The organism is Lysobacter sp. DMC97 (genome assembly GCF_056313745.1).
Map to the genome: position 1 here is coordinate 383,424 of NZ_JBQUZR010000006.1, position 25,806 is coordinate 409,229.

At 67.2% G+C, this 25,806-nt stretch carries 22 protein-coding genes and 1 pseudogene; 11 read left to right on the forward strand and 12 right to left on the reverse strand.

Going from position 1 to position 25,806, the window contains the following annotated elements:
* Nucleotides 1–16: 16 nt before the first annotated feature.
* From ACT53Q_RS15200 to ACT53Q_RS15210, 3 genes are all read left to right on the forward strand, one after another.
* Nucleotides 17–715, forward strand: coding sequence for a PspA/IM30 family protein (locus ACT53Q_RS15200; protein ID WP_476187494.1), 699 nt, complete (start codon nt 17–19; stop codon nt 713–715).
* A gap of 152 nt (nt 716–867) precedes the next feature.
* On the forward strand, nt 868–2,688 hold the full coding sequence (locus tag ACT53Q_RS15205) for an ATP-binding protein (protein ID WP_476187495.1): 1,821 nt from the start codon (nt 868–870) through the stop codon (nt 2,686–2,688).
* A 333-nt stretch (nt 2,689–3,021) separates the two neighbouring features.
* On the forward strand, nt 3,022–4,824 hold the full coding sequence (locus ACT53Q_RS15210) for an acyl-CoA dehydrogenase (protein ID WP_476187496.1): 1,803 nt from the start codon (nt 3,022–3,024) through the stop codon (nt 4,822–4,824).
* A 7-nt stretch (nt 4,825–4,831) separates the two neighbouring features.
* On the opposite strand, the gene ACT53Q_RS15215 is transcribed toward ACT53Q_RS15210, so the two are convergent.
* The 4 genes from ACT53Q_RS15215 to ACT53Q_RS15230 all read right to left on the reverse strand — a co-directional run bounded on the left by ACT53Q_RS15215 (nt 4,832) and on the right by ACT53Q_RS15230 (nt 8,322).
* Nucleotides 4,832–5,446 (reverse strand): alpha-ketoglutarate-dependent dioxygenase AlkB family protein, encoded by a 615-nt coding sequence (locus tag ACT53Q_RS15215; protein ID WP_476187497.1) that lies wholly within the window; start codon nt 5,444–5,446, stop codon nt 4,832–4,834.
* A gap of 133 nt (nt 5,447–5,579) precedes the next feature.
* Nucleotides 5,580–7,340: a hypothetical protein gene (locus ACT53Q_RS15220; protein ID WP_476187498.1), complete on the reverse strand. Its 1,761-nt coding sequence runs from the start codon at nt 7,338–7,340 to the stop codon at nt 5,580–5,582.
* On the reverse strand, nt 7,337–7,723 hold the full coding sequence (locus ACT53Q_RS15225) for a hypothetical protein (RefSeq protein ID WP_476187499.1): 387 nt from the start codon (nt 7,721–7,723) through the stop codon (nt 7,337–7,339). The genes ACT53Q_RS15220 and ACT53Q_RS15225 overlap by 4 nt, the downstream gene beginning before the upstream one ends.
* 164 nt (nt 7,724–7,887) lie before the next feature.
* Nucleotides 7,888–8,322: a flagellar protein FlhE gene (locus tag ACT53Q_RS15230; RefSeq protein ID WP_476187500.1), complete on the reverse strand. Its 435-nt coding sequence runs from the start codon at nt 8,320–8,322 to the stop codon at nt 7,888–7,890.
* A gap of 377 nt (nt 8,323–8,699) precedes the next feature.
* Between ACT53Q_RS15230 and ACT53Q_RS15235 the strand changes: the two genes are divergently transcribed.
* Complete coding sequence (locus ACT53Q_RS15235; protein WP_476187501.1) at nt 8,700–9,536, forward strand: putative signal transducing protein; 837 nt, start codon at nt 8,700–8,702, stop codon at nt 9,534–9,536.
* Nucleotides 9,537–9,556: 20 nt separating this feature from the next.
* On the opposite strand, the gene ACT53Q_RS15240 is transcribed toward ACT53Q_RS15235, so the two are convergent.
* The 3 genes from ACT53Q_RS15240 to ACT53Q_RS15250 all read right to left on the reverse strand — a co-directional run bounded on the left by ACT53Q_RS15240 (nt 9,557) and on the right by ACT53Q_RS15250 (nt 11,701).
* On the reverse strand, nt 9,557–9,907 hold the full coding sequence (locus ACT53Q_RS15240; protein WP_476187502.1) for a hypothetical protein: 351 nt from the start codon (nt 9,905–9,907) through the stop codon (nt 9,557–9,559).
* 130 nt (nt 9,908–10,037) lie between these two features.
* Nucleotides 10,038–10,559, reverse strand: a complete 522-nt coding sequence (locus ACT53Q_RS15245) for a hypothetical protein (protein WP_476187503.1) — start codon at nt 10,557–10,559, stop codon at nt 10,038–10,040.
* A gap of 173 nt (nt 10,560–10,732) precedes the next feature.
* On the reverse strand, nt 10,733–11,701 hold the full coding sequence (locus ACT53Q_RS15250; protein ID WP_476187504.1) for a LysR family transcriptional regulator: 969 nt from the start codon (nt 11,699–11,701) through the stop codon (nt 10,733–10,735).
* Between the two features lie 196 nt (nt 11,702–11,897).
* Between ACT53Q_RS15250 and aceB the strand changes: the two genes are divergently transcribed.
* The 5 genes from aceB (at nt 11,898) to ACT53Q_RS15275 (ending at nt 18,680) form a co-directional block, all read left to right on the forward strand.
* Nucleotides 11,898–13,547, forward strand: a complete 1,650-nt coding sequence (gene aceB / locus ACT53Q_RS15255) for a malate synthase A (RefSeq protein WP_476187505.1) — start codon at nt 11,898–11,900, stop codon at nt 13,545–13,547.
* Between the two features lie 116 nt (nt 13,548–13,663).
* Nucleotides 13,664–14,965, forward strand: coding sequence for an isocitrate lyase (gene aceA / locus ACT53Q_RS15260; protein ID WP_476172538.1), 1,302 nt, complete (start codon nt 13,664–13,666; stop codon nt 14,963–14,965).
* 399 nt (nt 14,966–15,364) lie between these two features.
* Entirely contained in the window at nt 15,365–15,847 is a 483-nt protein-coding gene (locus ACT53Q_RS15265; protein ID WP_476187506.1) for a hypothetical protein, read from the forward strand.
* Between the two features lie 243 nt (nt 15,848–16,090).
* A complete protein-coding gene (locus ACT53Q_RS15270) occupies nt 16,091–18,196 on the forward strand; it encodes a catalase (protein WP_476187507.1) in 2,106 nt (701 codons plus the stop codon).
* A gap of 25 nt (nt 18,197–18,221) precedes the next feature.
* Entirely contained in the window at nt 18,222–18,680 is a 459-nt protein-coding gene (locus ACT53Q_RS15275; protein WP_476187508.1) for a hemerythrin domain-containing protein, read from the forward strand.
* 46 nt (nt 18,681–18,726) lie between these two features.
* On the opposite strand, the gene ACT53Q_RS15280 is transcribed toward ACT53Q_RS15275, so the two are convergent.
* Nucleotides 18,727–19,140, reverse strand: a complete 414-nt coding sequence (locus ACT53Q_RS15280; RefSeq protein ID WP_476187509.1) for a GFA family protein — start codon at nt 19,138–19,140, stop codon at nt 18,727–18,729.
* Between the two features lie 256 nt (nt 19,141–19,396).
* On the opposite strand from ACT53Q_RS15280, the gene ACT53Q_RS15285 reads away from it, so the two are divergent.
* Entirely contained in the window at nt 19,397–22,027 is a 2,631-nt protein-coding gene (locus tag ACT53Q_RS15285; RefSeq protein WP_476187510.1) for a serine/threonine-protein kinase, read from the forward strand.
* Between the two features lie 9 nt (nt 22,028–22,036).
* On the opposite strand, the gene ACT53Q_RS15290 is transcribed toward ACT53Q_RS15285, so the two are convergent.
* The 4 genes and pseudogenes from ACT53Q_RS15290 to ACT53Q_RS15305 form a co-directional block, all read right to left on the reverse strand.
* Nucleotides 22,037–22,423 carry a hypothetical protein gene (locus ACT53Q_RS15290; protein WP_476187511.1) on the reverse strand — a complete coding sequence of 129 codons (387 nt, stop codon included), beginning with the start codon at nt 22,421–22,423 and terminating at the stop codon, nt 22,037–22,039.
* Between the two features lie 19 nt (nt 22,424–22,442).
* Nucleotides 22,443–23,000, reverse strand: coding sequence for an ECF-type sigma factor (locus ACT53Q_RS15295; RefSeq protein ID WP_476187512.1), 558 nt, complete (start codon nt 22,998–23,000; stop codon nt 22,443–22,445).
* Nucleotides 23,001–23,220: 220 nt separating this feature from the next.
* Complete coding sequence (locus ACT53Q_RS15300; RefSeq protein WP_476187513.1) at nt 23,221–24,630, reverse strand: hypothetical protein; 1,410 nt, start codon at nt 24,628–24,630, stop codon at nt 23,221–23,223.
* A 152-nt stretch (nt 24,631–24,782) separates the two neighbouring features.
* A pseudogene (locus ACT53Q_RS15305) lies at nt 24,783–25,253 on the reverse strand (magnesium chelatase subunit ChlI family protein); the annotation flags it as partial.
* Between the two features lie 25 nt (nt 25,254–25,278).
* On the opposite strand from ACT53Q_RS15305, the gene ACT53Q_RS15310 reads away from it, so the two are divergent.
* On the forward strand, nt 25,279–25,728 hold the full coding sequence (locus ACT53Q_RS15310; protein ID WP_476187553.1) for a helix-turn-helix transcriptional regulator: 450 nt from the start codon (nt 25,279–25,281) through the stop codon (nt 25,726–25,728).
* Nucleotides 25,729–25,806 lie beyond the last annotated feature (78 nt).

A 25,806-nucleotide genomic window follows, 5' to 3' on the forward strand; every position in this document is an offset into this window, starting at 1 on the left:
CCACAGGAGACTTCGCATGAACCTCTTCAGCCGACTCGCCAACCTCGTGCGCGGCTTTCTCTCGCTCTTCGTCACCGGGCTGGAACAGCAGCATCCGGAGATCGCGTACGAGAACGCGATCAACACGATGATCGAGAAGTACAACAAGCTCAAGAACGCCACCGCCGGCCTGATCCGCCTGCGCGAGGACGCCGCTGACCGCCTGCAGAAGGCGCAGGCGCAGCAGAAGGAACTGGCCGCGATGCTCGACCAGGCGATGGCCACGAACCAGGACGACCTTGCGGTCGAACTGATCGAGCGCAAGGATGCCGTCGAGGCCGAGATCGCGTCGCTGCAGGGCGATCTCGAAGGCGCCCAGAAGGACGTCGAGACCGCCAAGAACGCGCTGACCGACGTCAAGGGCGAGATCGGCAAGCTCAAGGCCGAGAAGGACCGCATGCTGGCGAAGATGCAGAGCGCGCAGGCGCGCACCCGCATCAACGACCAGCTCGAAGGCCTCTCGGTCGACGCCGAACTGCGCGCGCTGGAGAACGTCCGCACCGGTATCAAGGACACCATCGCCAAGGCCAAGCTCGGCGACGAACTGCGCGAGTCCGACCTCGACAACCGCCTCGACGCCCTGAAGGCCGGCAGCAGCAAGGCCGTCGCCCGCGCCAAGCTCGAAGCGATGAAGAAGGAACGCGCCGGCCAGGCCGCGGGCGACCGGACGATCTGATCCCCCGCTGTCATCCCGAGCGCAGCGAGGGACCTGCTGTTCCTGCTTTCTGCGAACGGCAGTTCCCTCGGCGGCTTCGCCCGCGTTCGGGATGACATCGTCGTACGTCGATTCACAGGCACGCAGCGCCACGTCGGCAGGACATTGCACCCATGACCACCCTCAACGGCACCTCGACGCAGACCGCGCTCCCCGCCTGGGCCGACGCACTCAAGCGACGCTACCTCGCCGGCGAGGCCGGGCTGTTCCTGCTGCACGGCAACGTCCACGACGGCGTGCCGCACGAAGGCCGCCTGCTGCCGTTCTCCGACTACCTGCAGGACGTGGTGCTGGCCGCCAAGCCGCAGCGCTACGAACTCGCGCTGCGCCACGCCGGCCTCAAGCGCCGCGGCGAAGGCACCAAGCCGATCGAGCACGGCGAGTCGCTGCTCTCGGACATGGCCGCGCTGGAGCTGCGCCTGCGCACGGGCGAGGGCATCGCGCTGGTGCTGCCGCACGCGGGCGACCTCGTGCCGAACGCCGACACCACGTTCCTCAGCACCGACGAACGCGGCCTGCTGGAGATCTTCCACGACTGGTCGCTGGGCGGCCTGCTGCTGCAGCGCAACCACATCGTCGTGCTGCTGTGCGCGTCGCTGGCGGAGCTGCATCCTTCGCTCAACACCAATCCGCGCATCGCCGCCATCGAAATACCGCTGCCCGACGAGGTCGCGCGCGCGCAGCTGGTCGCGCAGTCCGCGCCGCACATGCCCGCGGACCGGCAGGCGCTGGTCGCCAAGCACACCGCCGGCCTGCGCCTGCTGGAGATCGACGGCATCGTCGCCGAGCGTCCCGACGCCGGCCTGCCCGAGGCCGAGCGCAAGGCGCTCGCGCTGCAACTGCTCGGCGATGCGCCCGACGCCGCGAAGCGCGCGGATGCCTACGCCGCCGTCACCGCGGGCAAGAGCCGCGAGGAAATCGCGTTCCTCATCCTCGGCCACGCCGCGCCAGCCACCGGCGAGGACCCGCTCGCGGCGATGCTCGCGATCATCGGCCAGCGCAAGCGGGAGATCATCCAGCGTTCCTGCGGCGACCTCATCGAATTCCTCGATCCGGCGTACGGCCTCGACGCGGTCGGCGGCTACGACCAGATCAAGGCCGAGCTGATGAAGATCGCCGCGCTCATCCGCAGCGGCGACGCGCGGCTCGCGCCGATGGGCCTACTCGCGGTCGGCCCGATGGGCGTGGGCAAGACCTTCGTCATCAAGGCGTTCCTGAAGGAAGCCGGCCTGCCCGGCGTGGTGCTGAAGAACTTCCGCTCGAAGTGGGTGGGGTCGACCGAATCGAATCTCGAGCGCGTGCTGAAGATCATCCGCGCGATGAGCCCGATCGCGCTGGTCATCGACGAAGGCGACCGCAGCTTCGGCAACGGCGAGGGCGGCGAGACCGACGGCGGCACGTCCTCGCGCGTCATCGCGCGGCTGAAGGACTTCATGTCCGATCCGGAAAACCGCGGCCACGTGCTGACGATCCTGATGACCAACCGCCCGGACAAGCTCGACGTCGACATCAAGCGGCCGGGGCGGCTCGATCGCAAGATCCCGTTCTTCTACGCCGATACCGCCGCGGATCGCTTGCGCGTCGTCGGCGCGATCCTCAAGCGCAACGGTGCCGCGCTGTCGGAGGCCGACACTGCCGCGCTCGTCGCCGCGCTCGACGGCCTCGACGGCTACTCCAACGCCGACCTCGAAGCGATCGCGCTGCTCGCGCTCGACAACGCCCGCAACGACGGCGACGCGGCGCTCGGTCTCGCGCACCTGCAGCAGGCCATCGGCGATTTCATCCCGCCGCAGCACGTCGACACCATCCAGCTGATGGAACTGCTGGCGGTGCAGGAATCCTCGCGCCGCAGCCTGCTGCCGGAGCGGTTCGCGAAGCTGGCGCCGGCGGAGGTGTCGGACTTGATCGAGGCGCTGAAGCGTCGGCTACGATAAGTCAGCATTGGAGAAAGTATGCGAAAGGACGAGGCGTTAGCAATATGCGAACAATTGGCGGTTTTGCTGGGAGATGCTCCTGGCAAAAATGATCATGCATTTGCCAAATCGGAGGAGCTTCTAGCCAAGATTGCTATCGTCGAAGGGAATGAAATTGGCGATGTGATAGGAAGATATCGCAGAAGAATGGATATATGGTTCAGTGCGCGGAAGTGGGAAAGCTATGGAGCTAAAAAGTTGAAGCAAGACGTCAGCAACGACTTGGCAAGAATTCGGATGAGAATCAGAGAGGGTGCTTGGAGCTAACGCCTTAGATTTTTGGAGTTCATTTCTATGTCCGCCAGCCCGATCTGCGACCGCCGCGACCTCGACTTCATGCTGTACGAGGTGCTCGACGTCGAGCGCCTCTGCGCCTATCCGCGCTTCGCCGAACACGGTCGCGAGACCTTCGCCGCGGCGCTCGACCTCGCGCACCAGATCGCGCTGGAGAAATTCCTCCCGCACAACCGCAAGTCCGACCTCAACGAACCGGCGATGGTCGACGGCCGGGTCGAACTCATCCCCGAGATCGGCGACGCGGTGCAGGCCTACAACGACGCCGGTTTCTGCGCCGTGCTGGCCGACCACGCCGACGGCGGCATGCAGCTGCCGTTCGTGGTCGCGCAGGCCTGCGACGCGATGTTCTCGGCTGCGAATCCCGGCACGATTGCGTATCCGGCGCTGGCGCGCGGCGCCGCCAACCTGCTCGCCGCGCACGGCAGCGAGGACCAGCAGCGCCGCTACATGCGGCCGATCGTCGAAGGCCGCTGGTTCGGTACGATGTGCCTGTCCGAGCCGCATGCCGGCTCTTCGCTCGCGGACATCCGCACCGTCGCCGAACCGCAGCCGGACGGCACGTATCGCCTGTCGGGCGCAAAGATGTGGATCTCCGCCGGCGACCACGAGCTGGGCGAGAACATCGTGCATCTGGTGCTGGCGAAGATCGTCGGTGCGCCGGCCGGCGTGCGCGGCATCAGCCTGTTCGTCGTGCCGCGCTGGCGCGTGAACGCCGACGGCAGCCGCGGCGAACGCAACGACGTGCGCCTCGCGGGGCTCAACCACAAGATGGGCCAGCGCGGCAGCGTCAACACGTTCCTGAAATTCGGCGAGGCCGGCGACTGCCATGCCGAACTCGTCGGCCCGCCGCACCAGGGCCTCGCCTGCATGTTCCACATGATGAACGAGGAGCGCATCGGCGTCGGCATGGGCGCGGTGCTGCAGGGGCTCGCGGGCTACCTGCATGCGCTCGGTTACGCAAAGGAACGCAGGCAGGGCCGGCATCCCGACCAGAAGGATCCCGCGTCGCCGCCGATCGCGATCATCGAACACGCCGACGTGCGCCGCATGCTGCTGCAGCAGAAGGTGTACGTCGAAGGCGCGGCGCTGCTCGGCTACCACGCATCGATGCTGGTCGATCGCGCACACGATGCCGATGCCGACGTGCGCCGCGACAGCCACCTGCTGCTGGAACTGCTGACGCCGATCGTGAAGGCCTGGGGGTCGGACCACGCCTTGAAGGCGAACGAACTCGCGATCCAGGTGCTCGGCGGCTACGGCTTCACCCGCGAATATCCGGTCGAGCAGTGCTATCGCGACAACCGCATCAATCCGATCCACGAAGGCACCAACGGCATCCAGGCGCTGGACCTGCTCGGCCGCAAGGCGATGATGCAGGACGGCGTCGCGCTGAAGCTGCTGATGGCGGAGATCGCACGCGCCTGCGCCGATGCACGCACCAACGATGCGCTGGCGCCGCTCGCGGACGCGCTGGACGCCGCCGCGCGTCGCGTCGTCGAAGCCACGCGCGCGGCGGGCGCGCGCATGGCCGCGAGCGAGGTCCGGTTGGCGCTGGCGAACGCGAGCGCGTACATGACCGCGCTGGGCCACGTCGTGATCGGCTGGCAATGGTTGCGCCAGGCCACGGTCGCCTCGCGCGCACTGCCTGCGGCGACCGGCGACGACCGCGCGTTCTACGCCGGCAAACTGCAGGCCTGCCGCTTCTTCTTCGCCACCGAACTGCCGCTGGTCGAACACGCCGCGCGCCTCGTGCGCGACGCCGACACCACCGCGTTCGACATGTCGCCCGACTGGTTCTGACGCGGCCTCAGCGGATCGTGCGGAAGGTGAGGTTGACGCGCGGCCCCAGCGGCCGCTTCGATTTGGCGATGCCGTGCTTCCAGCGATGCTGGGTCTCGCCCCGCATCAGCAGCAGGTCGCCCGACGCCAGCGGCACGCGTACCGTCGGCACGTCGCGACGGTCGCGATGCCGGAACGCGAGCACGCGTGTCTCGCCGAGGCTGAGCGACGCGATCACCGGCCGCTGTCCCAACTCGGGTTCGTCGTCGCTGTGCAGGCCCATGCCGTCGGCGCCGTCGCGATAGAAGTTCAGCAAGACGCTGTTGAACGACGTGGCGCACGCGCGCTCGACGCACGCGCGCAGCGACGACAGCAGCGGCGTCCACGGCAGCGGCGCCATCGTCGTGCCGGAATAGGTGTATGCGCGACCCGGATCGCCATGCCAGGCCACGAGCCGCGGCTGCACGTACTCGCGGCCCCAGAGCGTGATCGTCTCCGATCGCCACGGTGTTTCCGCGATCAGTGCGTCGAGCAGCACGTCAGGCGCCTGCGGCAGCGGGAACACGCGCCACAGCCGCACGTCCGCGTCGGGCATCGGCAGCGGCTCGAAGCAGTCGGCGGTGGCGAACAGATCAGCGGTCAAGGCGAGGCGATTCCAGCATCCGGTTCCGCGAGCATACGCCGCGTATCCGGGCTATCCCATGCAGGGTGCGCAGGAGCGCACCCTGCATGGGCGAGACATCGCGGGGCGTGGCGCGACCCACGCCCCGCACGGGTCACGGCACCTGACCCTTCGGCACGGAGCCGCCCGGAGGTCCGCCGCCCGGACCGCCGGAGGACGACCCGGTGACCGAGGTCAGCGTGGCGGTCATCCGCGCGCCGAGGATGTTCGCGCGGTTGTTCGAAGGCGACAGGCCGCCGATCGAGACCGCCGTGGTCGTCTCGGTATCGTAGAGCGCCGAGGAGGTGTGGATCAGCTGGATCACGTCCCCGTTCCTGACCATACCCTGCGTACTCGTCGCCGGTCCGCCGTTGACGCTGTACAGGCCGCCGCTCACGGTGATCGGTACGTAAACGCCGCGCGGCCACAGGCCGCTGACCGTCCAGCTCTCGCTGGTGATGGTCGTCGAGCGCGGCACGCCGTACTGCGGTGCCAGATAGTTGTCGTCCGGGCGCAGGTTCTGCGGCTCGCCCTGATAGCGCAGCAGATGGAAGTAACTCGGCGCGAGATACTGGTCGCCCGAGTAACCGCCGACGTAGAAGCGGCCGTCGGGCAGCATCGAGATGAACTCGGCGGACGCGGCGAGCGGCGACGTCGCGATCATGTCCCCGAACTTGTATCCGACGCCGTTGAAGGCGAGGTCGAGCACGCCATTCGTCGTGTACCGCGCGACGTACGAGACGGAGACGCCGCCGTTCGCCAGCGGCGGGAATCCGCCGGCGACCACCACGCTGCCATCGGCAACGGCTTCGATCGCGCCCACCGTGCGACTGCCGACGAGATTGAAGGTGTCGAAGCTTCCGCCATTGTTGAACGTCGTGTCGACGAGGCCGTTCGCCGACAGGCGCGCGACATGGATGCCGGACTTGAAGCCCGGCTGCTCGACGCCGACCGATCCGACGACGATCCGGCCGTCGCTCGTCAGCGCAAGCCGGCGTCCGTAGGCGTCGGTGCTGCTGCGCGAGACCAGCGTCACGCCATTGGTGCCGAACGAGAGGTCGCGCGTGCCCGACGGCGTCAGTCCCTGCACGTAGGCGGAATTGACGCCGTTGTAGACGATGTCGCCGACGATGACGATGCGCCCATCGGGCTGGATGACCAGGTCGTACACGCTTTCGAAGAAGTTGTTGGCGGAAAGCTGGACCCTGCCGTTCGTGCCGAAGCCGGTGTCCGGCGTGCCGTTGGCGTTGAAGCGCGCGACGAAGAAGTCGTGGTAGCCGCTCGGATCCTGGATGCTGCCGCCGACCACGATCTTGCCGTCCGCCTGGATCGCGAGGGCATTGAGCGCATCGTTGCTGCCGAGCAGCAGCTCGACGATGCCGTTCGTGCCGAACGTCGGATCGAGCGCACCGGCCTGCGTATACCGCACCAGCAACTGGTAGCGGGTGCTGTAGACGTGACCGTAGCCGACGCTGTAGATGCCCTGCGGCGTGTACGCCATGTCGACGATCGCATCGTTGCCGCCGAAGTAGTCGTAGGTCGTGATGCCGTTTCCGCTCGGGCCGAACGCGGGGTCGTAGGCGCCGTTGCCGAATTGGCGGAACAGCGCGAGCTGCCGGTTGACCGTCGAACTGCCGGCCGGGAGGTCGCCGGCCCAGCCGCCGAGGATCAGCTTCTCGTCGGGTTGCAGCGCCCCCGCGAACGCCTGCCCGCCGCTGCTCGACACGGGGATCAGCGAGCGCCCCGCCTGCGCGAACGTGGGATCGAGATCCGCGCTGCCGGCGAAGGCCGGCGGACTCACGGTGGCCACGCATGCCAGGCAGAAGGTCAGCGCATGCCGGTACAGCGACCGCGGGCGTGTGATGCGTCGTCTCATTGAATGTCCTCGTGGTAATGGGAGTCGAACGTCGTCCGGGCAGACGCGGGCCACGCGATCCCGGCCATCCGGGCGCATCCGCGCGTGCGGATGGCGGGACGGCGTGCAGGCACGGAAAGGATCGGATGATCGGCAGGCGATGTCGTCGTCAGCGCGTTGCAGGCGGCCGCGTCATCCATTGCGCGGCCGTTTCGCTGATTCGCATGCAGTCGCGGTCGATGCACGACCATCGTGCCGTCGATGACCGCGATGACCGCGATGACCGCATCAGTGTCTGCCCGAACGACGCACAGGATATGCGGAGGGTGTCGCGTGGCGTGAGATCGGCGGGCGCGCATCGTCAAGCGTCGCGTCCGGATGACATTCGCGATGCGCTTCCGCATGCCGGTTCGATGCGGGTCGTGATCGTCGGTTTTCAGGGAAGCACCGCAAACATGGCGCGAGTGGAGACGATGCGGCGGATGCCGTCATGACGCCCGGCATGCGGAAGCCCGGCAGAATCCGGTCGACGGATCCTGCCGGGCGGGGCGCCAGGGTCCTTCCCGGCTCAGAACACGTAATTGACGGTCACCGACGTCGGTCCTCCGAAGAGTGGTGCCATCGTCCCGGTGCCGTTGACCCGGGAGAAGAGTCGCAGCGGCTGGTTCGCGGGCACGCCGGTGCCACGGAAATCGACACCGCCGGAGCCGGAATTGCTGATGTCGCCACAGACGGTGCCCGTGGAGTTGCAGAGATAGACGATCAGCCCGGCCGGACGCGGATACGAATAGCTCCACGTGTAGTAGGCGATGGTCACCGTCGCGTTGGCAGGCGGACTGCCGACGACGGGGTAGGCGACGTTGTACCAGAAGTTCTTGCTGTAGATGGTCGGCGCCGCGGCCGAACTGCCGTAGGCGCTCGACCCCGCCTCCGCGCTCTGCATCGAGGCCGCGGCCGTGCACAGCAGGAAGAGGGCGATGCTCGAAGAAATCCTTGTCTTCATCGAAAGTTCCTTGTGTGGGTTGGAACGAAGGTGCCGCACCAAGGCAAGGCGCTTCGGGCTCCCGATCCCGAAGCGTCCACCCTGCGGCCAGTCGACCGTATCCACTGCCTCGCACGTCGTCATCCTGTGTGATCCGACAGCATGGGAACCCCGTGTTTTCGCGTGCGAATCCGTGATGGAGATCGAAGGCGCCGCGAGCATTCCACGTGCGATCAGTGATGAAACGCAGCGATCGCTTCGCGATCGATCGTCGAGCGCTATCGGAGCTGTTTCAAGCTGCGCGAACGTGATGCCGCAGGAAGACGGCTGTGCGCCGACGGCCGGCATTGGCACCGAGGTCACGGACGATACAATCGGGCCGAAGAGGAGGACACGCCATGCGGATCGTGTACCAGTCGACGAACGTCGCCGATCTCTACGTACTGCGCGACCTGCTCGCGCAGGCGGACATCCCGGCGCACGTGCAGGGTGAATTCCTCCGCGGCGGCATCGGCGAACTGCCCGCCGACACCCCGGTCTCGCTGGCGGTCGCGGACGCGCAGGCCGACGCAGCGCGCGCGATCGTCCTCGACTGGGAGCGTTCGCGGCCGGAGGACGATGTCGAGGACCCTGCGGACGCGACGGCGTCCATTCCCGCGCCGGCGCGACGTGGCGCCTCCGTGCTGCAGGTCCTCGGCACGCTGGCACTGGGCGCGTTCTGCGGCGGTGCCATCGTCTGGGCGATCTACAACCATCCGGCGGAGGGACTCACGCGCGATTTCGACGGTGACGGTAACGCGGATGAGCGCGTGATCCTGGCCGGCGATCGCATTGATCGGGTCGAATACGACCGCAACCACGACGGCAAGGTCGATCGCATCGTGTATTACGCGCGTGACCATCTCCCGGACCACGCCGGGTTCGACAGCGATTTCGATGGTCGCTTCGAGGGCAGCGAACGTTACGACGAGAATGAGCCCGTGGAATGGAGCCATGATCGTGATGGCGACGGGGTCATCGAACTGCGTGCGGTCTACGTGAATGGCGTGATCGCGAAGGAAGAAACCTTCGACAAGCACGCCCGCATCACCCGCACGGTCCAGTTCCGCGGCGGCGTGCCGGTCTCCGGTGAGTTCGACTCGGACGGCGATGGTGTGCTCGACACCGCGCGGACCTACGATGCGAGTGGGGAGATCGTGGCGTCCAAACCGCTTGCGGTGGAAAAGGGCAGCTGAGCCCAGTTGCGGCTTGTTTTTCAGCCCCACGCCTCGGCCCACAGGTCGCGGCCGTTCATCCAATCATCGAGCCACGCGTCGAGCGTATCCTTGTGCTGCAGGACGACTGACGACATCGGGGCGCCCAAGTCCTTCGAGCTTGGGTCGATGGAAAAGATCGGATTCCGTTCTCCGGCATCGACGATGGAATAGATGCCGCAACCCCAGTGGCAGAGCGGCAGCCATGTCGCTTGCCATTGCCATTCGGGATCGGAAGGATCGGGTGCGAGGAAGGCCCGGTATCGCTCGATGACGGTCATTTTCTGGTCGTCGCTGAAACCGCCCTCGACGCCCATCACGCCGTAGCCCGGCCCGAAGCCACCGTTCGCCACGTCGAGTTAGATCGCCCGCAGCGTCGCGGGCAGTGCGAAACCCAGCGTGGCTTCGGCGCGCGTCACCGCCGCTGGCGAGGCTGGCGGCGATGCGCGGGAGCGGTTGCTTGTTTATGCGAGCATGATGCTTTTATTTTCCAAGTTGAAGCCTGAGCTGCTGTGTCTTTTGCGCTTCTGTGTCTGCTTCATTTTTTGCTTTTTTGGCTTGTGCTTCAGCTATTTCTTTGACTTGTTGGAATACATCTTGAAAAAGAGGTTTTACATCGGATGGCTCTATTGATCCATTTAGACTCGCCTCGCAAATGCGGAAAAGCGCTTCCCGTGCAAGTAGTACGACGTTATCTCTTCCCGCCAGAGCCATTGCTGTTGTGTTTAGTGTTGCATCAACTCCTGTTGCTGAAGATCCGTCAGGGGTCTTGAAATCGCCTTTTAGTGTGTTAACGAAAGACAATGCGACATCTGGGGATGGTTCGGAGCACATTCTTATTTTCGAATCTTGCGGAACAAAAATTGCCCCTCTTCTTGAAGCATCGTAGCTCATCCAGTAAGCCGTGTTTTGGTGAAGCTCCTTCTTGGATGAGGGTGCATGAAAAGTAGAGCAACCTGTGACGACGAAGGCTAGTGATATGGCGGCATACGCAGATTTGTTCATGGCAATGTCCTTTTGGTAAGTCGTGGATTTGTTATGCTTCTTGTGCGAATGTTGCGCAAATTTAAATATTAAATTTTATTTCGCATCGGCGTTGCTGAAATTTTTCATAAATTTTTTTAAATACAGATAACACCTTTAACTTATCTCTTCTACCTGTTATTTCTGGCAGGCCCTCACCTCTCCGAATGCCCCGTCTCGTCATATCCGCGCGGTGCCAGCATCTGCGGCCGGATCAGTTCGATGAAGTCGCGGGCCTGCTGGGACAGGTATTTGCCCTTGCGCACGACCACGCCGTAGCTGCGTGAGGGGAAATACTTGGCGAGGGAGCGGGCGGCGAGGCGGTCGTGGTCGGCGTCGGTGAGGCAGATGGCGGTGACGATGCTGATGCCCAGGCCCATCGCGACGTACTGCTTGATGACTTCCCAGCCGCCGACTTCGAGAGCGACGGTGTAGGGCACGCGGTTCTGCTGGAATACCAGGTCGACGAGGCGGTAGGTGGTCAGGCGCTGCGGCGGCAGGATCAGGCCGTAGGGCGAGAGGTCTTCGAGCTTGAGGTCGGGCTTGGTCGCCAGCGGATGGTCGCGGGGCATGATCAGCATCGGGTCGAAGCGGTAGACCGGGGCGTAGTCGAGGTCGGCCGGCACGTCGAGCATCGAGCCGACCGCGAGGTCCACGCCATCGTTGCGCAGCAGGTCGAGGCCGCCGGCGCCGGTGACGTTGTGCAGGGTCAGGCGCACGTCGGGGTGGGCGCGGCGGTAGGCCTCCACGATCTTCGGCAGCAGGTAGAGGATGGTCGAACTGCCGGCCGCCACGTGCAGTTCGCCAGCGTCCAGCCCCTTGATCTGCTCGCGGAAGTCGGCCGGCAGGCGATCGATGCCTTCCACCAGCGGCCGCGCCAATTCGTACAGGGCGTCGCCCTCGCGGGTGAGCGCGAGCCGGCGCCCCACGCGCTCGAACAGCTTCACGCCCAGCTCGCGTTCCAGCGCCTGCAGCTGGAGGGTGATGGCCGGCTGGCTGAGGTACAGGGCCTCGGCCGCGCGCGAGACCGACCCCAGCCGGGCCACCTGGCAGAAGGCGCGGAGGGGCTTGAGGCGGTCCGCCTTGTAGGCGAAACGGGGGCTGTGCGGGGCGTCGTCGGTCATCGGGGCGATCCTGTTTCGGACGAACGGTGGCTCGGATGGTCGATGTTGCAGTGCAAAATCAACGGCTTGCGTGGTTTTCGACTTTGGTCGAAGCCTTCGTATAAGTAAATCTTATGATCAGCATTGCCAAAACTGTATTGTCAAATACAGTACCCGGGCGGATGGTTGGGCTCCCCACGTCTTACCGGAGTCCGCGATGTCCGCCGTCCTCAAGCCGCAGGCCGACCCTCTCCAACCCCAGGTCGGGATCGCGATCCTCGGCCATGCCGAGGGACAGGACGCCCTGTTGACCCCGGACGCGCTGGCGCTGCTGGCGCACCTGCATCGCCGCTTCGAGCCGCAGCGCCAGGCGCGGCTGGCGGCCCGGCAGGAGAAGCAGGCCGCATTCGACGCCGGCGCGTTGCCGGCCTTCCGCGACGACACCAAGGCGATCCGCGAGGGCGACTGGCGCGTGGCGCCGATCCCGGCCGCGCTGCAGGACCGCCGCGTGGAGATCACCGGCCCGGTCGATCCGAAGATGGTGATCAACGCGCTGAACTCCGGCGCGAACTGCTACATGGCCGACTTCGAGGATTCGACCTCGCCGACGTGGGCCAACCTGATCGAAGGCCAGACCGCGCTGCGCGCGGCGGTGGCCGGCACGCTGGAATTCGACGCCCCCGCGATCGACGGCAAGCCGGGCAAGCAGTACCGCCTGAAGCCCGAGGCCGAGCGCGCGGTGCTGATCGTGCGGCCGCGCGGCTGGCACCTGGACGAGAAGCACGTGACCGTCGACGGTCAGCGCATCGGCGGCGGCCTGTTCGACCTCGTACTGTTCGCGTTCCACAACGCCGCCGCGCTGGTGTCGAAGGATCGCGGCCCGTACTTCTACCTGCCGAAGTTGCAGTGCATGGAAGAAGCCGCGCTGTGGAACGAGGTGCTCGACGAGATCGAAGTGCGGTTGAACCTGCCGCAGGGCGCGATGAAGGCGACGGTGCTGATCGAGACGCTGCCGGCCGCGTTCGAGATGGACGAGATCCTGCACGCGCTGCGCAGCCGCATCGTCGGCCTGAACTGCGGCCGCTGGGACTACATCTTCAGCTACATCAAGACGCTGCGCCGGCATCGCGACCGCGTGCTGCCCGAGCGCAGCCAGGTGACGATGACGCAGTCGTTCCTGAAGGCGTATTCGGAGCTGTTGATCAAGACGTGCCACCAGCGCGGTGCGCATGCGATGGGCGGCATGGCCGCGCAGATTCCGAATCCGCGCGACCCGGAAGCCAACGCCGCCGCGTTCGCGCGCGTCGAGGCCGACAAGCTGCGCGAGGCGACCGCGGGCCACGACGGCACGTGGGTCGCGCATCCGGGGCTGGTCGAGACCGCGCGCCGCATCTTCGACGCGCGCATGCCCGGCCCGCACCAGCAGCACGTCGCGCGCGAGGACGTGCGCACGAGCGCGGAAGCCCTGCTGCGCCCGTCGCTGGGCACGATCACCGTCGCCGGCTTCTTCGGCAACGTCGAAGTCTGCGTGCGCTATCTCGCGGCGTGGCTGGCCGGCAACGGCTGCGTGCCGATCCACGGGATGATGGAAGACGCCGCGACCGCCGAGATTTCCCGCGCGCAGCTGTGGCAGTGGCTGCACTTCGCCGACGACGGCCGCGATCCGCTGCATCTCGATGACGGCACGCCGGTGGACTTCGCGCTGCTGGAACGCGCGCTGATCGGCCTGCCGTCGAAGCTCAAGGGCGACGCCACGGTCGTCGGCGCGGAGCGCGTCGACGAAGCGATCGAGATGCTGTCCGACCTCACCCATCGCGACGTGCTCGCCGATTTCCTCACGCTGCCGGCGTACGAACGCATCGATTGACCCGCTCCGCTTTTCGTAGGAGCGACGTGAGTCGCGACACGGAAGCGCCCAGGTCGCGACTCACGTCGCTCCTACAAACAAACCTCCGCATTCACCTCCCACGCAGGACCACACCCATGAAGACCACGCTGCCGACCGCCGAACAACTGAAGCTGGACTGGACCAACAACCCGCGCTGGGCCGGCATCGAGCGCACCTACAGCGCCGAGGACGTGGTGCGCCTGCGCGGCACGATCCCGGTCGACCATTCGATCGCACGCCTCGGCGCCGAGAAGCTGTGGAAGTCGCTGCAGACCGAAGACTTCATCAATGCGCTCGGCGCGATGACCGGCAACCAGGCGATGCAGCAGGTGAAGGCCGGCCTCAAGGCGATCTACCTCAGCGGCTGGCAGGTCGCGGCCGACGCCAACATCGCCGGCGAGATGTATCCCGACCAGTCGCTGTATCCCGCCAACTCGGTGCCGCAGGTCGTCAAGCGCATCAACAACACGCTGCTGCGCGCGGACCAGATCCAGTGCGCCGAAGGCACTGGCGACGTCGACTTCCTGCAGCCGATCGTGGCCGACGCCGAAGCCGGTTTCGGCGGCGTGCTCAACGCGTTCGAGCTGATGAAAGCGATGATCGAGGCCGGCGCCTCGGGCGTGCACTTCGAGGACCAGCTGGCCAGCGTGAAGAAGTGCGGCCACATGGGCGGCAAGGTGCTGGTGCCGACGCGAGAAGCGGTCGAGAAGCTGGTCGCCGCGCGCCTCGCCGCCGACGTGATGGGCGTGCCGACGCTGATCGTCGCGCGCACCGACGCCGAGGCCGCCGACCTGCTCACCAGCGACGTCGACGACAACGACAAGCCGTTCTGCACCGGCGAGCGCACGGTCGAAGGCTTCTACAAGACGAAGAACGGCCTCGACCAGGCGATCAGCCGCGGCCTGGCCTACGCGCCGTACGCCGACCTGGTGTGGTGCGAGACCGGCAAGCCGGACCTCGAATTCGCGCGCAAGTTCGCCGAAGCCATCCACGCGAAGTACCCGGGCAAGCTGCTGGCCTACAACTGCTCGCCGAGCTTCAACTGGAAGAAGAACCTCGACGACGCGACCATCGCGAAGTTCCAGAAGGAAATCGCCAGTTACGGCTACAAGTTCCAGTTTATCACGCTGGCCGGTTTCCACGCGCTGAACTACTCGATGTTCAACCTCGCGCACGGTTACGCGCGCCGCCAGATGAGCGCGTTCGTCGAACTGCAGGAAGCCGAGTTCGCGGCTGCCGATCGCGGCTTCACCGCGGTCAAGCACCAGCGCGAAGTCGGCACCGGCTACTTCGACAGCGTCACGCAGACGATCCAGGGCGGGAAGTCCTCGACCGTCGCGCTGAAGGGCTCGACCGAGGAAGAGCAGTTCGAGGATCGCCCGGCCGCCGCAGCCTGAGGTCGTCCAGAAGCAGAAGGCAACAACGCAGGCCCGGCCACCCGCCGGGCCTGCGCGTTTCCGCGGCGCGATCCTGAACGCGTCGCCCGTCGCCTGAACATGAATCGATGAACGATCGTCGCGATCGATTGCGCGGTGACGGCGGGCCGGTGATCCCCATGCGACGACGCGATGCAGCCCGTAACGAAGCACGCGCGGGAATCCCCACCATGACGTTGGTCATGCCCGGAAATACCGCCCATGCACGCTCGCCGGGGTGGAAAAACGGACGCGGTCGGTGTACATCTGTGCATTCGCTGTCATAGACGACACGAAGCGCCTGCCTGGCAGACGCCGCGCGCAGGACGACGCCCCCGCTTCAGCCGTTTCCTTCCCCTGTCTCGTTCAGGAGCCGTGTCGATGAAATCGCGTCAATTCCGAGTCCTCGTTCTTTCCCTGGCCCTCCTGTCGGCCACCGCCGTCGCCTGGGCGTCCGTCGATCCGCAGACGCTGACGATCCGCGACATCGTCAAGCAGCAGACCGCGCTGCGCGCGCAGGTCGCCGCCGGCAAGGGTCCGTTCAAGGACATGGAGAAGCGTGATCGCGAGGAAATGATCGCGCACCAGGATCGCGTGCTGCAGATGATCGGCGATCGCCAGACCATCGACGACATGCCGGCGGACCAGCGCACCGAATTGTTCAACGAACTGCAGTGGATCGACGCGACCGTCGCCAAGGCGCAGGACGAGCGCATGGTCTGCGAATACACCCGTTCCGTCGGTTCCAACCGCATGCAGTCGGTGTGCATGACCGCCGCCCAGCGCCAGAAGCTGCGCGACCGCGCGCAGTCGGAGCTGAGTCGGCCGAAGGGCTGCTCCAGCAACGACGGCGTCTGCCGCTGATGCCACGTACCGGTGGGCGTCGCCCGCCGGTACTGCGTTGCACGGTCGTGCGTCGACGGGCGTATCCGTCGACGCGCGCTGCACCACACGATGCCTTCGTGACGGCTGTTTTCCCGTGCAGCCGTCGCGCGTGACGACGGTCATCCTTCCTTCGTGATTGAGCGCATACTCCCTGCCGCAAGGCCGGGGGGATTCTCCAGGCGTGCCGCATCGGACGCCCGCTCTTCACGCAGGAGGTGTCAGATGGTCATCAGGAAACAGGCGCGCAGCAAGACCAACACGCGTGCATCGAAAGGAACGGCCGGCCAGAGCGCCGGGAACGCAGGTGAACTGCACCAGACCGCGGGAGGCGAGCATCCTCCCCTGACGACCAACCAGGGCATCCCGGTCGCCGACAACCAGAACGCGCTCCGCGCGTACGATCGCGGCCCGACCCTGCTCGAAGATTTCGTCCTGCGCGAGAAGATCACGCACTTCGATCACGAGCGCATCCCGGAGCGGATCGTGCATGCGCGCGGCAGCGGTGCGCACGGCTACTTCGAGTTGACGAAATCGCTGTCGAAGTACACGACGGCGAAGATCCTGACCGAGACCGGCGTGCGCACGCCGTTGTTCTGCCGGTTCTCGACCGTGGCCGGCGGTGCCGGTTCGGTGGACACGCCGCGCGACGTGCGCGGCTTCGCGGTGAAGTTCTATACGCAGGAAGGCAATTGGGATCTCGTCGGCAACAACATCCCGGTGTTCTTCATCCAGGATGCGATAAAATTTCCGGACCTGGTGCATTCGGTCAAGATGGAGCCCGACCGCGGGTTCCCGCAGGCCGCGAGCGCGCACGACACGTTCTGGGATTTCATCTCGCTGATGCCAGAAGCCCTGCACATGATCATGTGGGCGATGAGCGACCGCACGATCCCGCGCTCGCTGCGCACGATGGAAGGCTTCGGGGTCCACAGCTTCCGCCTGCTCGACGCGAAGGGCGCGAGCACCTTCGTCAAGTTCCACTGGCGGCCGACACTGGGCCTGCAATCCACGGTGTGGGACGAGGCAGTGAAGCTGGCCGGTGCCGATCCGGACTTCCATCGACGCGATCTGTTCGAGGCCATCGAGCGCGGCGACTTCCCCGAATGGACGCTGTCGGTGCAGTTGTTCACCGAGGCGGAGGCGGCGGAATTCCCGTTCGACCACCTCGACCCGACCAAGCTGATCCCGGAGGAAACGATCCCGCTGTTGCCCATCGGCCGCATGGTGCTCGATCGCTGGCCGGACAATTTCTTCGCCGAGACCGAGCAGGTGGCGTTCTGCCCCGCGAACATGGTGCCGGGCATCGACTTCAGCGACGATCCATTGTTGCAAGGGCGCCTGTTCTCGTACCTCGACACGCAGCTGTCGCGACTGGGCGGCCCCAACTTCCACCAGTTGCAGATCAATGCGCCGAAGTGTCCGTTCGCGAACCTGCAGCGCGACGGCCACATGCAGATGCGCGTGCCGCGCGGGCGCGTGAACTACGAACCGAACACGCTGTCGGACGACGCGCCGCGCGAGACGCCATCGGGATTCCGCAGCTTCGCGCAGCCGCCGGGCGAGGGCGCCAAGCGTCGTCTGCGCTCCGAGCGCTTCGCCGACCACTACAGCCAGGCGCGGATGTTCTACCGCAGCCAGAGCGCCATCGAACAGGCGCACATGGCGTTCGCGCTGGTGTTCGAACTGTCGAAGGTGCAGACCGCGGCCATCCGCGAAGCGGTGATCGCGCACCTGCGGACCATCGACGAAGCGCTGGGCCAGCGCGTCGCCGCCGGTCTCGGCCTGACGAAGCTGCCGTCTCCGGCGAAGCCCATCGTGCCGGTGGTCGACCTCGCGCCATCTCCGGCGCTGCGGCTGATCGGCAAGACGCCGCCGACGCTCCGCGGACGCTGCGTGGGGCTGTTGATCGACGAGGGCTCCGATGCGGCAGCGCTGAAGGCGTTGCGCAAGGCGGTGGAAGCCGAGGGCGCGACCGTGAAGCTGGTGGCGCCGAAGATCGGCGGTGCGACGCTGTCCAACGGTCGGCACCAGCCGGTCGACGGCCAACTGGCGGGAACGCCCTCGCTGGTGTTCGACGCCGTCGGCCTCGTGCTGTCGAAGGCGGCAGGCACTGCGCTCGCGAAGGAGGCGGTGGCCGTCGATTTCGTGCGCGATGCCTTCGGCCACCTCAAGGCGATCGCCGCGGACGCCGGCGCGCAGCCGGTGCTCGCTGCGGCGGGCGTGGCTCCTGACCCGGGCGTCGTCGGTGCCGACAGCCCCGCCGCCTTCGTGAAGGCGGCCAGGACGCGGCAATGGACGCGCGAACCGACGCTCCGCGACCTGCCCTGACCTTTTGCGACGAGGAAACGACACCATGTCCGAAACGATCTACGACGCCCTGCGCGAAAGCCACCACACCCAGCGCTCGCTGTGCCGCAAGCTGCTGCGATCGAAGCCCGGCACCGAGGCGCGGCAAGCGCTCTTCACTGCGCTGCGGCTGAAGCTGGCCGCACATGCCGCAGCGGAGGAGCGCTATCTGTACGTCCCCATCCTGATGAGCGACACGGGTCTGGCGTCGTCCCGCCACGCACTGTCCGAGCACCATGAAGTGGACGAGCTCATCGAGGACATGCAGGAGATGGGCGTCGATCATCGCGGCTGGCTGGCGAAGGCCCGCAAGCTCTCCGAGAAGGTGCATCACCACCTGAAGGAAGAAGAAAAGAAGTTCTTCCAGGTGTCCGGCAAGATCCTGAACGTGACGCAGAAGACCCGCCTCGCCCGGCAGTACCGCAAGGACTTCGCGCGCATGCACAAGGCGCTCGCTGCCGCGTGATGCGCGACGCGGTGGCCGGCGATGCGCCGGTCGTCGCGGTCGACGGTCAATCGACCTCGGGTGCCGGCTTGCGCGGCAGGCCGTCGCCGGGATCGACGCCTGCCCACGCGACATGGGTCTCCCAGAACACGTGCGCCATCGGCGCCTGGTCGATCTCGCCGTCGAGGTTGCCCAGCGCGATATGCAGTTCCCTCGGCCAGCGCGTCGAGCGGAAGAACAGCGAACTGCCGCAGTGCGTGCAGAAGCCGCGTTCGGCGCCCGGCGATGACGCGAACCAGCGCAGTGCGCCGACGCGATCCTCGATCGACACACGCTCCCCGGCCATGCCGAACCACGTGACGTAGGCCGCCCCGTGCGCGCGCCGGCACATCGTGCAGTGACAGTGCGCCACCCACAGGCTGGGCCAGGTGACGGTGAAGCGGACATCGCCGCAGAGGCAGCCGCCGTGCGCTTGCGTCATCGTGCGTCACCGGTGTGGGATGGCCGGAGCATACGCCACGACATCGCAGCCGGCGAAAATGCCCACGCATCGAGGCCGATGCCGTGTCGTTCGAGCGCCTGATGCGCCGATCGGGGCATGGCCTGCGCCGCGTTCGCGGCGACGTCCCCGGCCGGTCCGGGACGGGAATACCGTTGGGCGACGTGCATGCGATGCGGGCCGGAACCACGTCGCGCGAAGCCCGCCGTGTCCCGACTGCCAACGCGAGTGCGCATCCATGAAACCGACGCCGGACGAGGTCGCTCTGCTCAGTCGATGGGCCGACGCCGTCGCCGCCTTGCCCGCCGGCGAGCGGGACGCCTGGATGCAGGGCGTGCCCACAGCGCAGCGGCATCTCCTGCCGCACCTGCGGGCGATGCTGGCGGCACTGCAGGCGCCCACGTCCGATGATCCGATGATGGCGTCGCCGGCGCTGCCCGCCGTCGGCGATGACGCCGGCGACGAACGGGGGCAACCGGGCGCGGGTGACCGGATCGGCCCGTACCGGCTGGTGGAACTGATCGGCCGCGGTGGCATGGGGCGTGTCTGGCGCGCCGCCCGCGCCGATGGCCTGTACGAACGCGATGTCGCGCTGAAGCTGCCCGACCTGGCCAAGGGGCCGGAACTGGCCGATCGCATGGCGCACGAACGCCGGATCGGTGCGCAGCTGGAACATCCGAACATCGCGCGGCTGTACGACGCGGGCGTCGACGATGCCGGTCGCCCGTTCCTGGTGATGGAGTGGGTGCATGGCCTCGATCTCGTGGCGCATGCCGAGTCGCATCGCCTGTCGCGCCGCGAACGGATCGACTTGCTGCTGCAGGCGTGCGCCGCAGTTGCGCACGCGCACGCCCGGCTGGTGGTGCATCGCGACATCAAGCCCGCGAACATGCTGGTCGACGCTTCGGGGCAGGTGAAGTTGCTGGACTTCGGCGTCGCGCGCTGGCTGCCGCGCGGTGACGTCGCGGGTGGGGCACCGGCCGCGGAGGAGGATGCGCGCGGAACGCACACGCCCGGGTATGCCGCACCCGAGCAACGCGACGGCAGTGCGGCGTCGACGGCGATGGACGTCTATGCGCTCGGCGTCGTCACCCATCGCCTGCTGGTCGGCCGCCTGCCGGAGGCGCCTGCGCCGCTGGATGCGGATGCGAAGCGCCGGCTCGGCCCCGACCTGGCCGCGGTGCTCGACTGCGCGCTGCGATGCGCGCCGGAGGAACGCTATTCGTCGGTCGATCGCTTCGCCGACGATCTGCGCCGCGTGCGCGAGGACTATCCCGCGATGGTGGCACAGGCCACGTGGGCGCGGCGTTCGGCGTTGTTCGTGCGAAGGCATCGCAGGTTGCTGGCAGCGGGTGTGGGCATTGCAGTCTTGCTGGCCGTGGCCGGCGGCATCGCCTGGCAACAGCATGCGCGCGAGCGGCAGCAGGCCGAGCGCCTCGCCCAGGCCCGCGAGTTCCTGCTCGACGTGCTGGAGGACGCCGAGCCGATGGAAGGTCAGGGCGAGGCGCCGATCACCGCGCCGCAGCTGGTCGAGCATGCCCTGCAGCGCGCGCGCAGCGGTTTCGAGGGACAGGACGTCCTGCGCGGCACAGTGCTGTCGCAGCTCGGCCTGATGTTCCGCAGGCTGGACCAGCCTGCGCGTGCGTTGCAGGTGCTGGAGGAAGCGCAGCGCCTGCTGCAGGCGACGGCGGAACCTGACGATCCTTCCCTGCACATCGCCTCGGCCCAGTTGGCGCTGCAATTGCTGCAGGCGGACGAACCCGACGACGCGCGGGTCCGGCGGCTCGCCGATGCGGCCCTGGCCGGTTGCAAGGCCGACAGCGTGCGATGCGCGCGTGCGCGGCTGTATGCGCACGACGCCCTGCGCAGCGTGGCCTTGCGCCAGGGCGCCGTGCCACTCGCGCTCTCGCACGCCCGGCAGGCGGTCGCGACCAGCGTGCGCGCCTTCGGCCCCGACCATGCGGAAACGGCAATGGCGCGCCTGTACTGGGCGCAGGTGCTGCGCAACGCCGGCGAATTGCAGGCGGCGGACGCCGCGCTCGCACAGGCGCGGGCCGCCGCCGCACACATCGCCTTGCGCGCGGCGGATCGCAGGGAATTGATGCTTTGGTCGGTGATCCTCGACGGCGACCTGGGGCGGCACGATCGCGTCGTCGCCGAGGTGCGCCGGAAGCTGGCGCAACCCGGCACGGACGACGACCCGGCGCTGCTGCACCGGCTGGCGGCGCAATCGCTGTTCGCGCTGGGGCACTTCGCCGAATCCCGACGCGAAGCCGAGGCCGCGCTGGCGATCGCGGACGCGGCCGACGATGCGTGGTCGGCGGCTTTCGCACGACAGGCGCTGGCCCGTGCGCAGGCGATGTTGGGCGAACACGCCGCGGCACGCGCGAACATCGAACGGGTGCTGGCCGCGTTGCAAGCACAGGGATTGGCAATCGACACGGTGGAGCGGCTGCGCGCGCAGCGTCTGGCCGGCGAGATCGCGCTGCAGGCGGGTGACGCGCCGCGCGCGCGTGCGCTGCTGCAGGACCTGCCGGCGCGCCACCGCGGCAACGGTCGCGACGGTCCCGTGGCGCCGGTGGACCTCGCGCAGGCGCTGGATTTGCTCGGCGTGCTCGAGCGGCGTGCAGGGCGTCCGCAGAACGCCATGCCCTTGCACGACGAAGCCGGCAGGCTGCTGCGTGCGGCCTTGCCCGAGAATCACCCGCTGCGGCTGAAGCACGAACTCGATGCCGCATCGGCCTCGGGCCGCGGCGAGGCGGTCGCATTGCAGAATTACCTCGCCGTCCTGCCGGCCGATTCCGCCTGGCGGCGTCTGCTCGCGCCTTCCGGCGACGACGCGGCGCCGTCGTCGCACATGCGATGGTGACTGTGACGCCTACCGCACCCGTGCGTTGCCCGAGCATCCGGCGCGGCACTGCTTCCATGCGTCCGTATCGGGCTTGAAGCGTTCGTCGCATCCGACTTCGCACACCTGGATGGCCGTCCGGATGTTGATCTGCAGCACCATCGCATCCCGGCCGGCGATGTTCGGGCGCACGCCGGTGCTGCAGGCGGCTTCCTTGGTGCACGCGCCGGTGTCCATGAGGTAGGCGATGCGGAAGCGCTCCTGCGCCCGGACCAGCTCGACCGCCGCCGCGCGGGCCCTGCGCATCGTGGATTCGTTTTTCGATGGTGCCGCCGATGCGTGCAACGCAACGCCGCCGGCCGTGAGTCCCAAGGCGACCACCGTGAAGGCGATGAGGATGTTCCAGCTCGTTTTCATGTTCGGATCTCCGTCGAGGTCAGGGGTCCAACAGGGTGCGCAGCAACAGACTGGCTTTCTTCCAGTCGCGGCGGACCGTGCGCTCGGTGACGCCGAGGGCCTCGGCGACTTCCACTTCGGTATGGCCCGCGAAGAACCGCATCTCGGCCACCAGGGCAAGGCGCGGTTCCTCGCGCGCCAGCGCCTGCAGGGCCGCGTCGATGTCGAACACCTGCTCGGGCGTCGCCTCGATCGGTCCGCCGCCGAGGCGTGTGGTCATCGTCACGCGTTCCAGGTCGCCGCCGCGCCTTTGCGCGGCCATCTCGCGCAGCGTGTCGAGGATCACCGAGCGCATCACGCGCGACGCATACAGGAAGAAGCCGCGGCGATGCAGGGCGCGCAATTTCGGCGCGGGCAACAGGCGCAGGTAGGTCTCGTGCACGAGCGACAGGGTGTCGAGATCCCCCGCCCGCGACAGTCGCCGCAGCCGCGAGCGGGCCAGCGACCGGAGTTCGTCGTAGCAGCCTGCAAAGAGCTGGTCCTGCGCGCCGGCCTCGCCGGCCACGGCGCGCGACAGTTGAAGTTCGATCTCGTCCATCGTTGCTCCGTTCTTCGCTGTCCCTGCCGCTGCCTTTCCCCGATTGTCCGGAAGCGATGCTCGCACCCTTTGTCGGGAAGCGGGTGCCCGCAACCGCGTGCGGCGACGGGCACCACGCCTGCAGGTCCGGAGCGGTTCGGCCGGTGCGCCTGCTCCGTGCCGGACTCGGAATGCGTCCGGAACCGGACATCGGGCGACCTTGCAGCGACCCCGCACCGTCTCAGGGCTGGGCGGTCCAGCCGTACTCACGCGGATCGAGGACCGTGCCGATCCGCTCCTGGAAGGTCCCGGCGAACGTGAGTTCCCCGACCCGCTGTCCCTTCCATTCCTGCGAGTAGGCCGGATGGCCGGGCGCGCGAGTGAACACGATCTGCCCCGACGCCTGGTCCCAGCGTCCCGTCACGTTGTCGTCGTAGAGGCGACCGGTGAAATGGCCGTCGTCGGTCATGTCGTGGATTTCGAGCACCCCGGCATGGCCGTTGCCGTTCACCCGCAGCCGCGCGGCCATGCGCCAGGGAAAGGCATCGGGCCGGCGCTGCCCCTGGATTTCCTCGGAGAACATCCCCTGGATGTCGCTGTCGGTGCGCACCTGCGCGCGCCAGTGCTGGCGGTAGTCGGCGTGGATCGTGCGGACGAACGACAGGTTTCCGTCCGCCTGCGTCCACGTGCCGGCCAGCGGCTGCCCGTAGACGGTGCCCTGCAGTGCGCCGTTGCCCTGGATCTGGTCCAGCCGCAGCAGGCCGATCCATCCGTTGCCGTCCACCAGGAACGGTGTCCCCGGCCGCAGCAGCGCGACTCCGCTGGCGGGAAATTTCTCGCGATAGGCCTCGAAGACATCGGGCGGCATCGCCGCGATGCTGGCGTACTGCTCGACGCGGTACGACGATTCGATCCGCGTCGTCACCTCCCAGGGAAACACCTGGCCGCCGGCCAGCGTGCGGCCGGTGACGTAGAAGCGTTCCCACACCCAGTGGATGGCGGTCACCGTGTGGCCGCGGATCAGCAGCGACATCTTGCGGTTGAAGCTGGTCGTCTGGACGCCGGTGATGCCCTGGCTCGTGGCCAACTCCTGGGTGGTGCCTTGGGCGACCTTGCCGGAGACGTTGCCGGTGAACTTCACGCCGATGTCGATGCCCTTGAAGGCGTCTTTCTTGTTCCCGGTGACTTCCGCACCGGCGCCCGTGGCGGTCTCGCTGCTGCTGCTCGACGTCGTCTTGGTGGTCACGCTGCCGCTGACCGTGACCACATTGCTGAGGGTGGTCGTGATCTCGTCGGTGGCGTCGCCGTCGAAGGCCAGCCGGTCGAAGAAGTCCGACACGTTGCCGATGATTTCGCGGCGTTCGCCCGGGTCGCGATCGATGCGCACGGTCTGCTCGATGCGCAGGACCTGGCCTTCAGGGGTGACGACGAGTTCGTCGTCGTTGCGGTAGTTCTCGCCGGCGTGGCGAAGGAAGGGATGGCCCGGCGCGCCGCTCTTGAACTCCGCCTGGAACTGGCCCGACGTGTGGTCGTACTGCGTCGTGCCGCCGGGTGCGACCCAGCCGTCGCGCAGGCCGACGAGGTACACGGTGTCGCCGGTCTGGAAGGCACGCCAGAACACCGGCAGCGAGAAGTGGTTGGTGAGGATCATGATCGCGAACTCCGTTCGTCGGAAAGGAAAGGTCGCCGACCGGCGCCAGCGGGCGCGGGTCAGGCTCCTTCCGGACGGAATCGCCCATGCAAAAGCGGACATCGCCTCGTGCGAGGCACGGTGCTCTCGGATCGCAGGCAGGCCGACGGCCTTCACTTCGTTGCGGCCCGCTCCCCGCGCCGATACCCGATCGCCTCCGCCACATGCGGGCCGAGGATGTCGGCACTGCCCGCAAGATCGGCGATGGTCCGCGCGACGCGCAGGATGCGGTGCATCGAACGTGCGGAGAGTTGCAGCAGGTCGATCGCGTTTTCGAGCATCGCCTGGTCGTCGGGCGCGAGGCGGCACACCGCGTTCGTCTGCGACTGGTCGAGGTGCGCGTTGGTGCGGCCGGCGCGCCGCAGCTGCGCGTCGCGGGCACGCACCACGCGGGCGCGGACGGTGTCGCTGGATTCGCCCGGCGGCGCATCGGGCCGCAGTTCTGCTGGCGGCAGCCTCGGGACTTCGAGATGCAGGTCGATGCGTTCGAGCAGTGGCCCGGAGATGCGGCCGCGGTAACGCAGGATCGCGTCGGGATGGCAGCGGCAGCGGCCCGAGGGATCGCCGGCCCAGCCGCACGGGCAGAGAGGCGTTGCCTTTTTGCCATACGTGCAGATTCGGCGTAAGTCACTGATTCAGAAAGCATGGGACTTCGAGCCGCAGTGCTTGGGCGAGCACATCCGCCGTCGCCGATTCATGCTAGCTATCACCCAAGAGAAAGCAGCAGTGCTTCTCGGCGTGAACGCCTGGACGGTTCACAATTGGGAAACGGGGCAGAGGAAGCCAGAGATTCGGTTCGTCCCGGTCCTTGTCGGATTCCTCGGCTATGACCCGGAGCCAGTCGATAAGGGGACACTCGCCGGTCGGCTGGTCGCTAGGAGGCGTGAGCTCGGTCTATCTCAGCGGGAGGCGGCCCGCTCCCTCCTGATCGAGCCCGGCACGTGGGCCGGGTGGGAGCTCGGGGCTACGATCGCGCGGGAGGCCCACAGAAGGGCGGTGGAGGGGTTCTTAGAGTCCCCCGGCACGGCTTCGCAACTTGCTCAAGGTCACGGCCGATGAGTGGTGCGGAGCGGCGTCCTCGTGGACGCTTCGGCCGTGCTGCCGGGGTGGAGAGAGCATGCCTCCGGCGCATGCTGT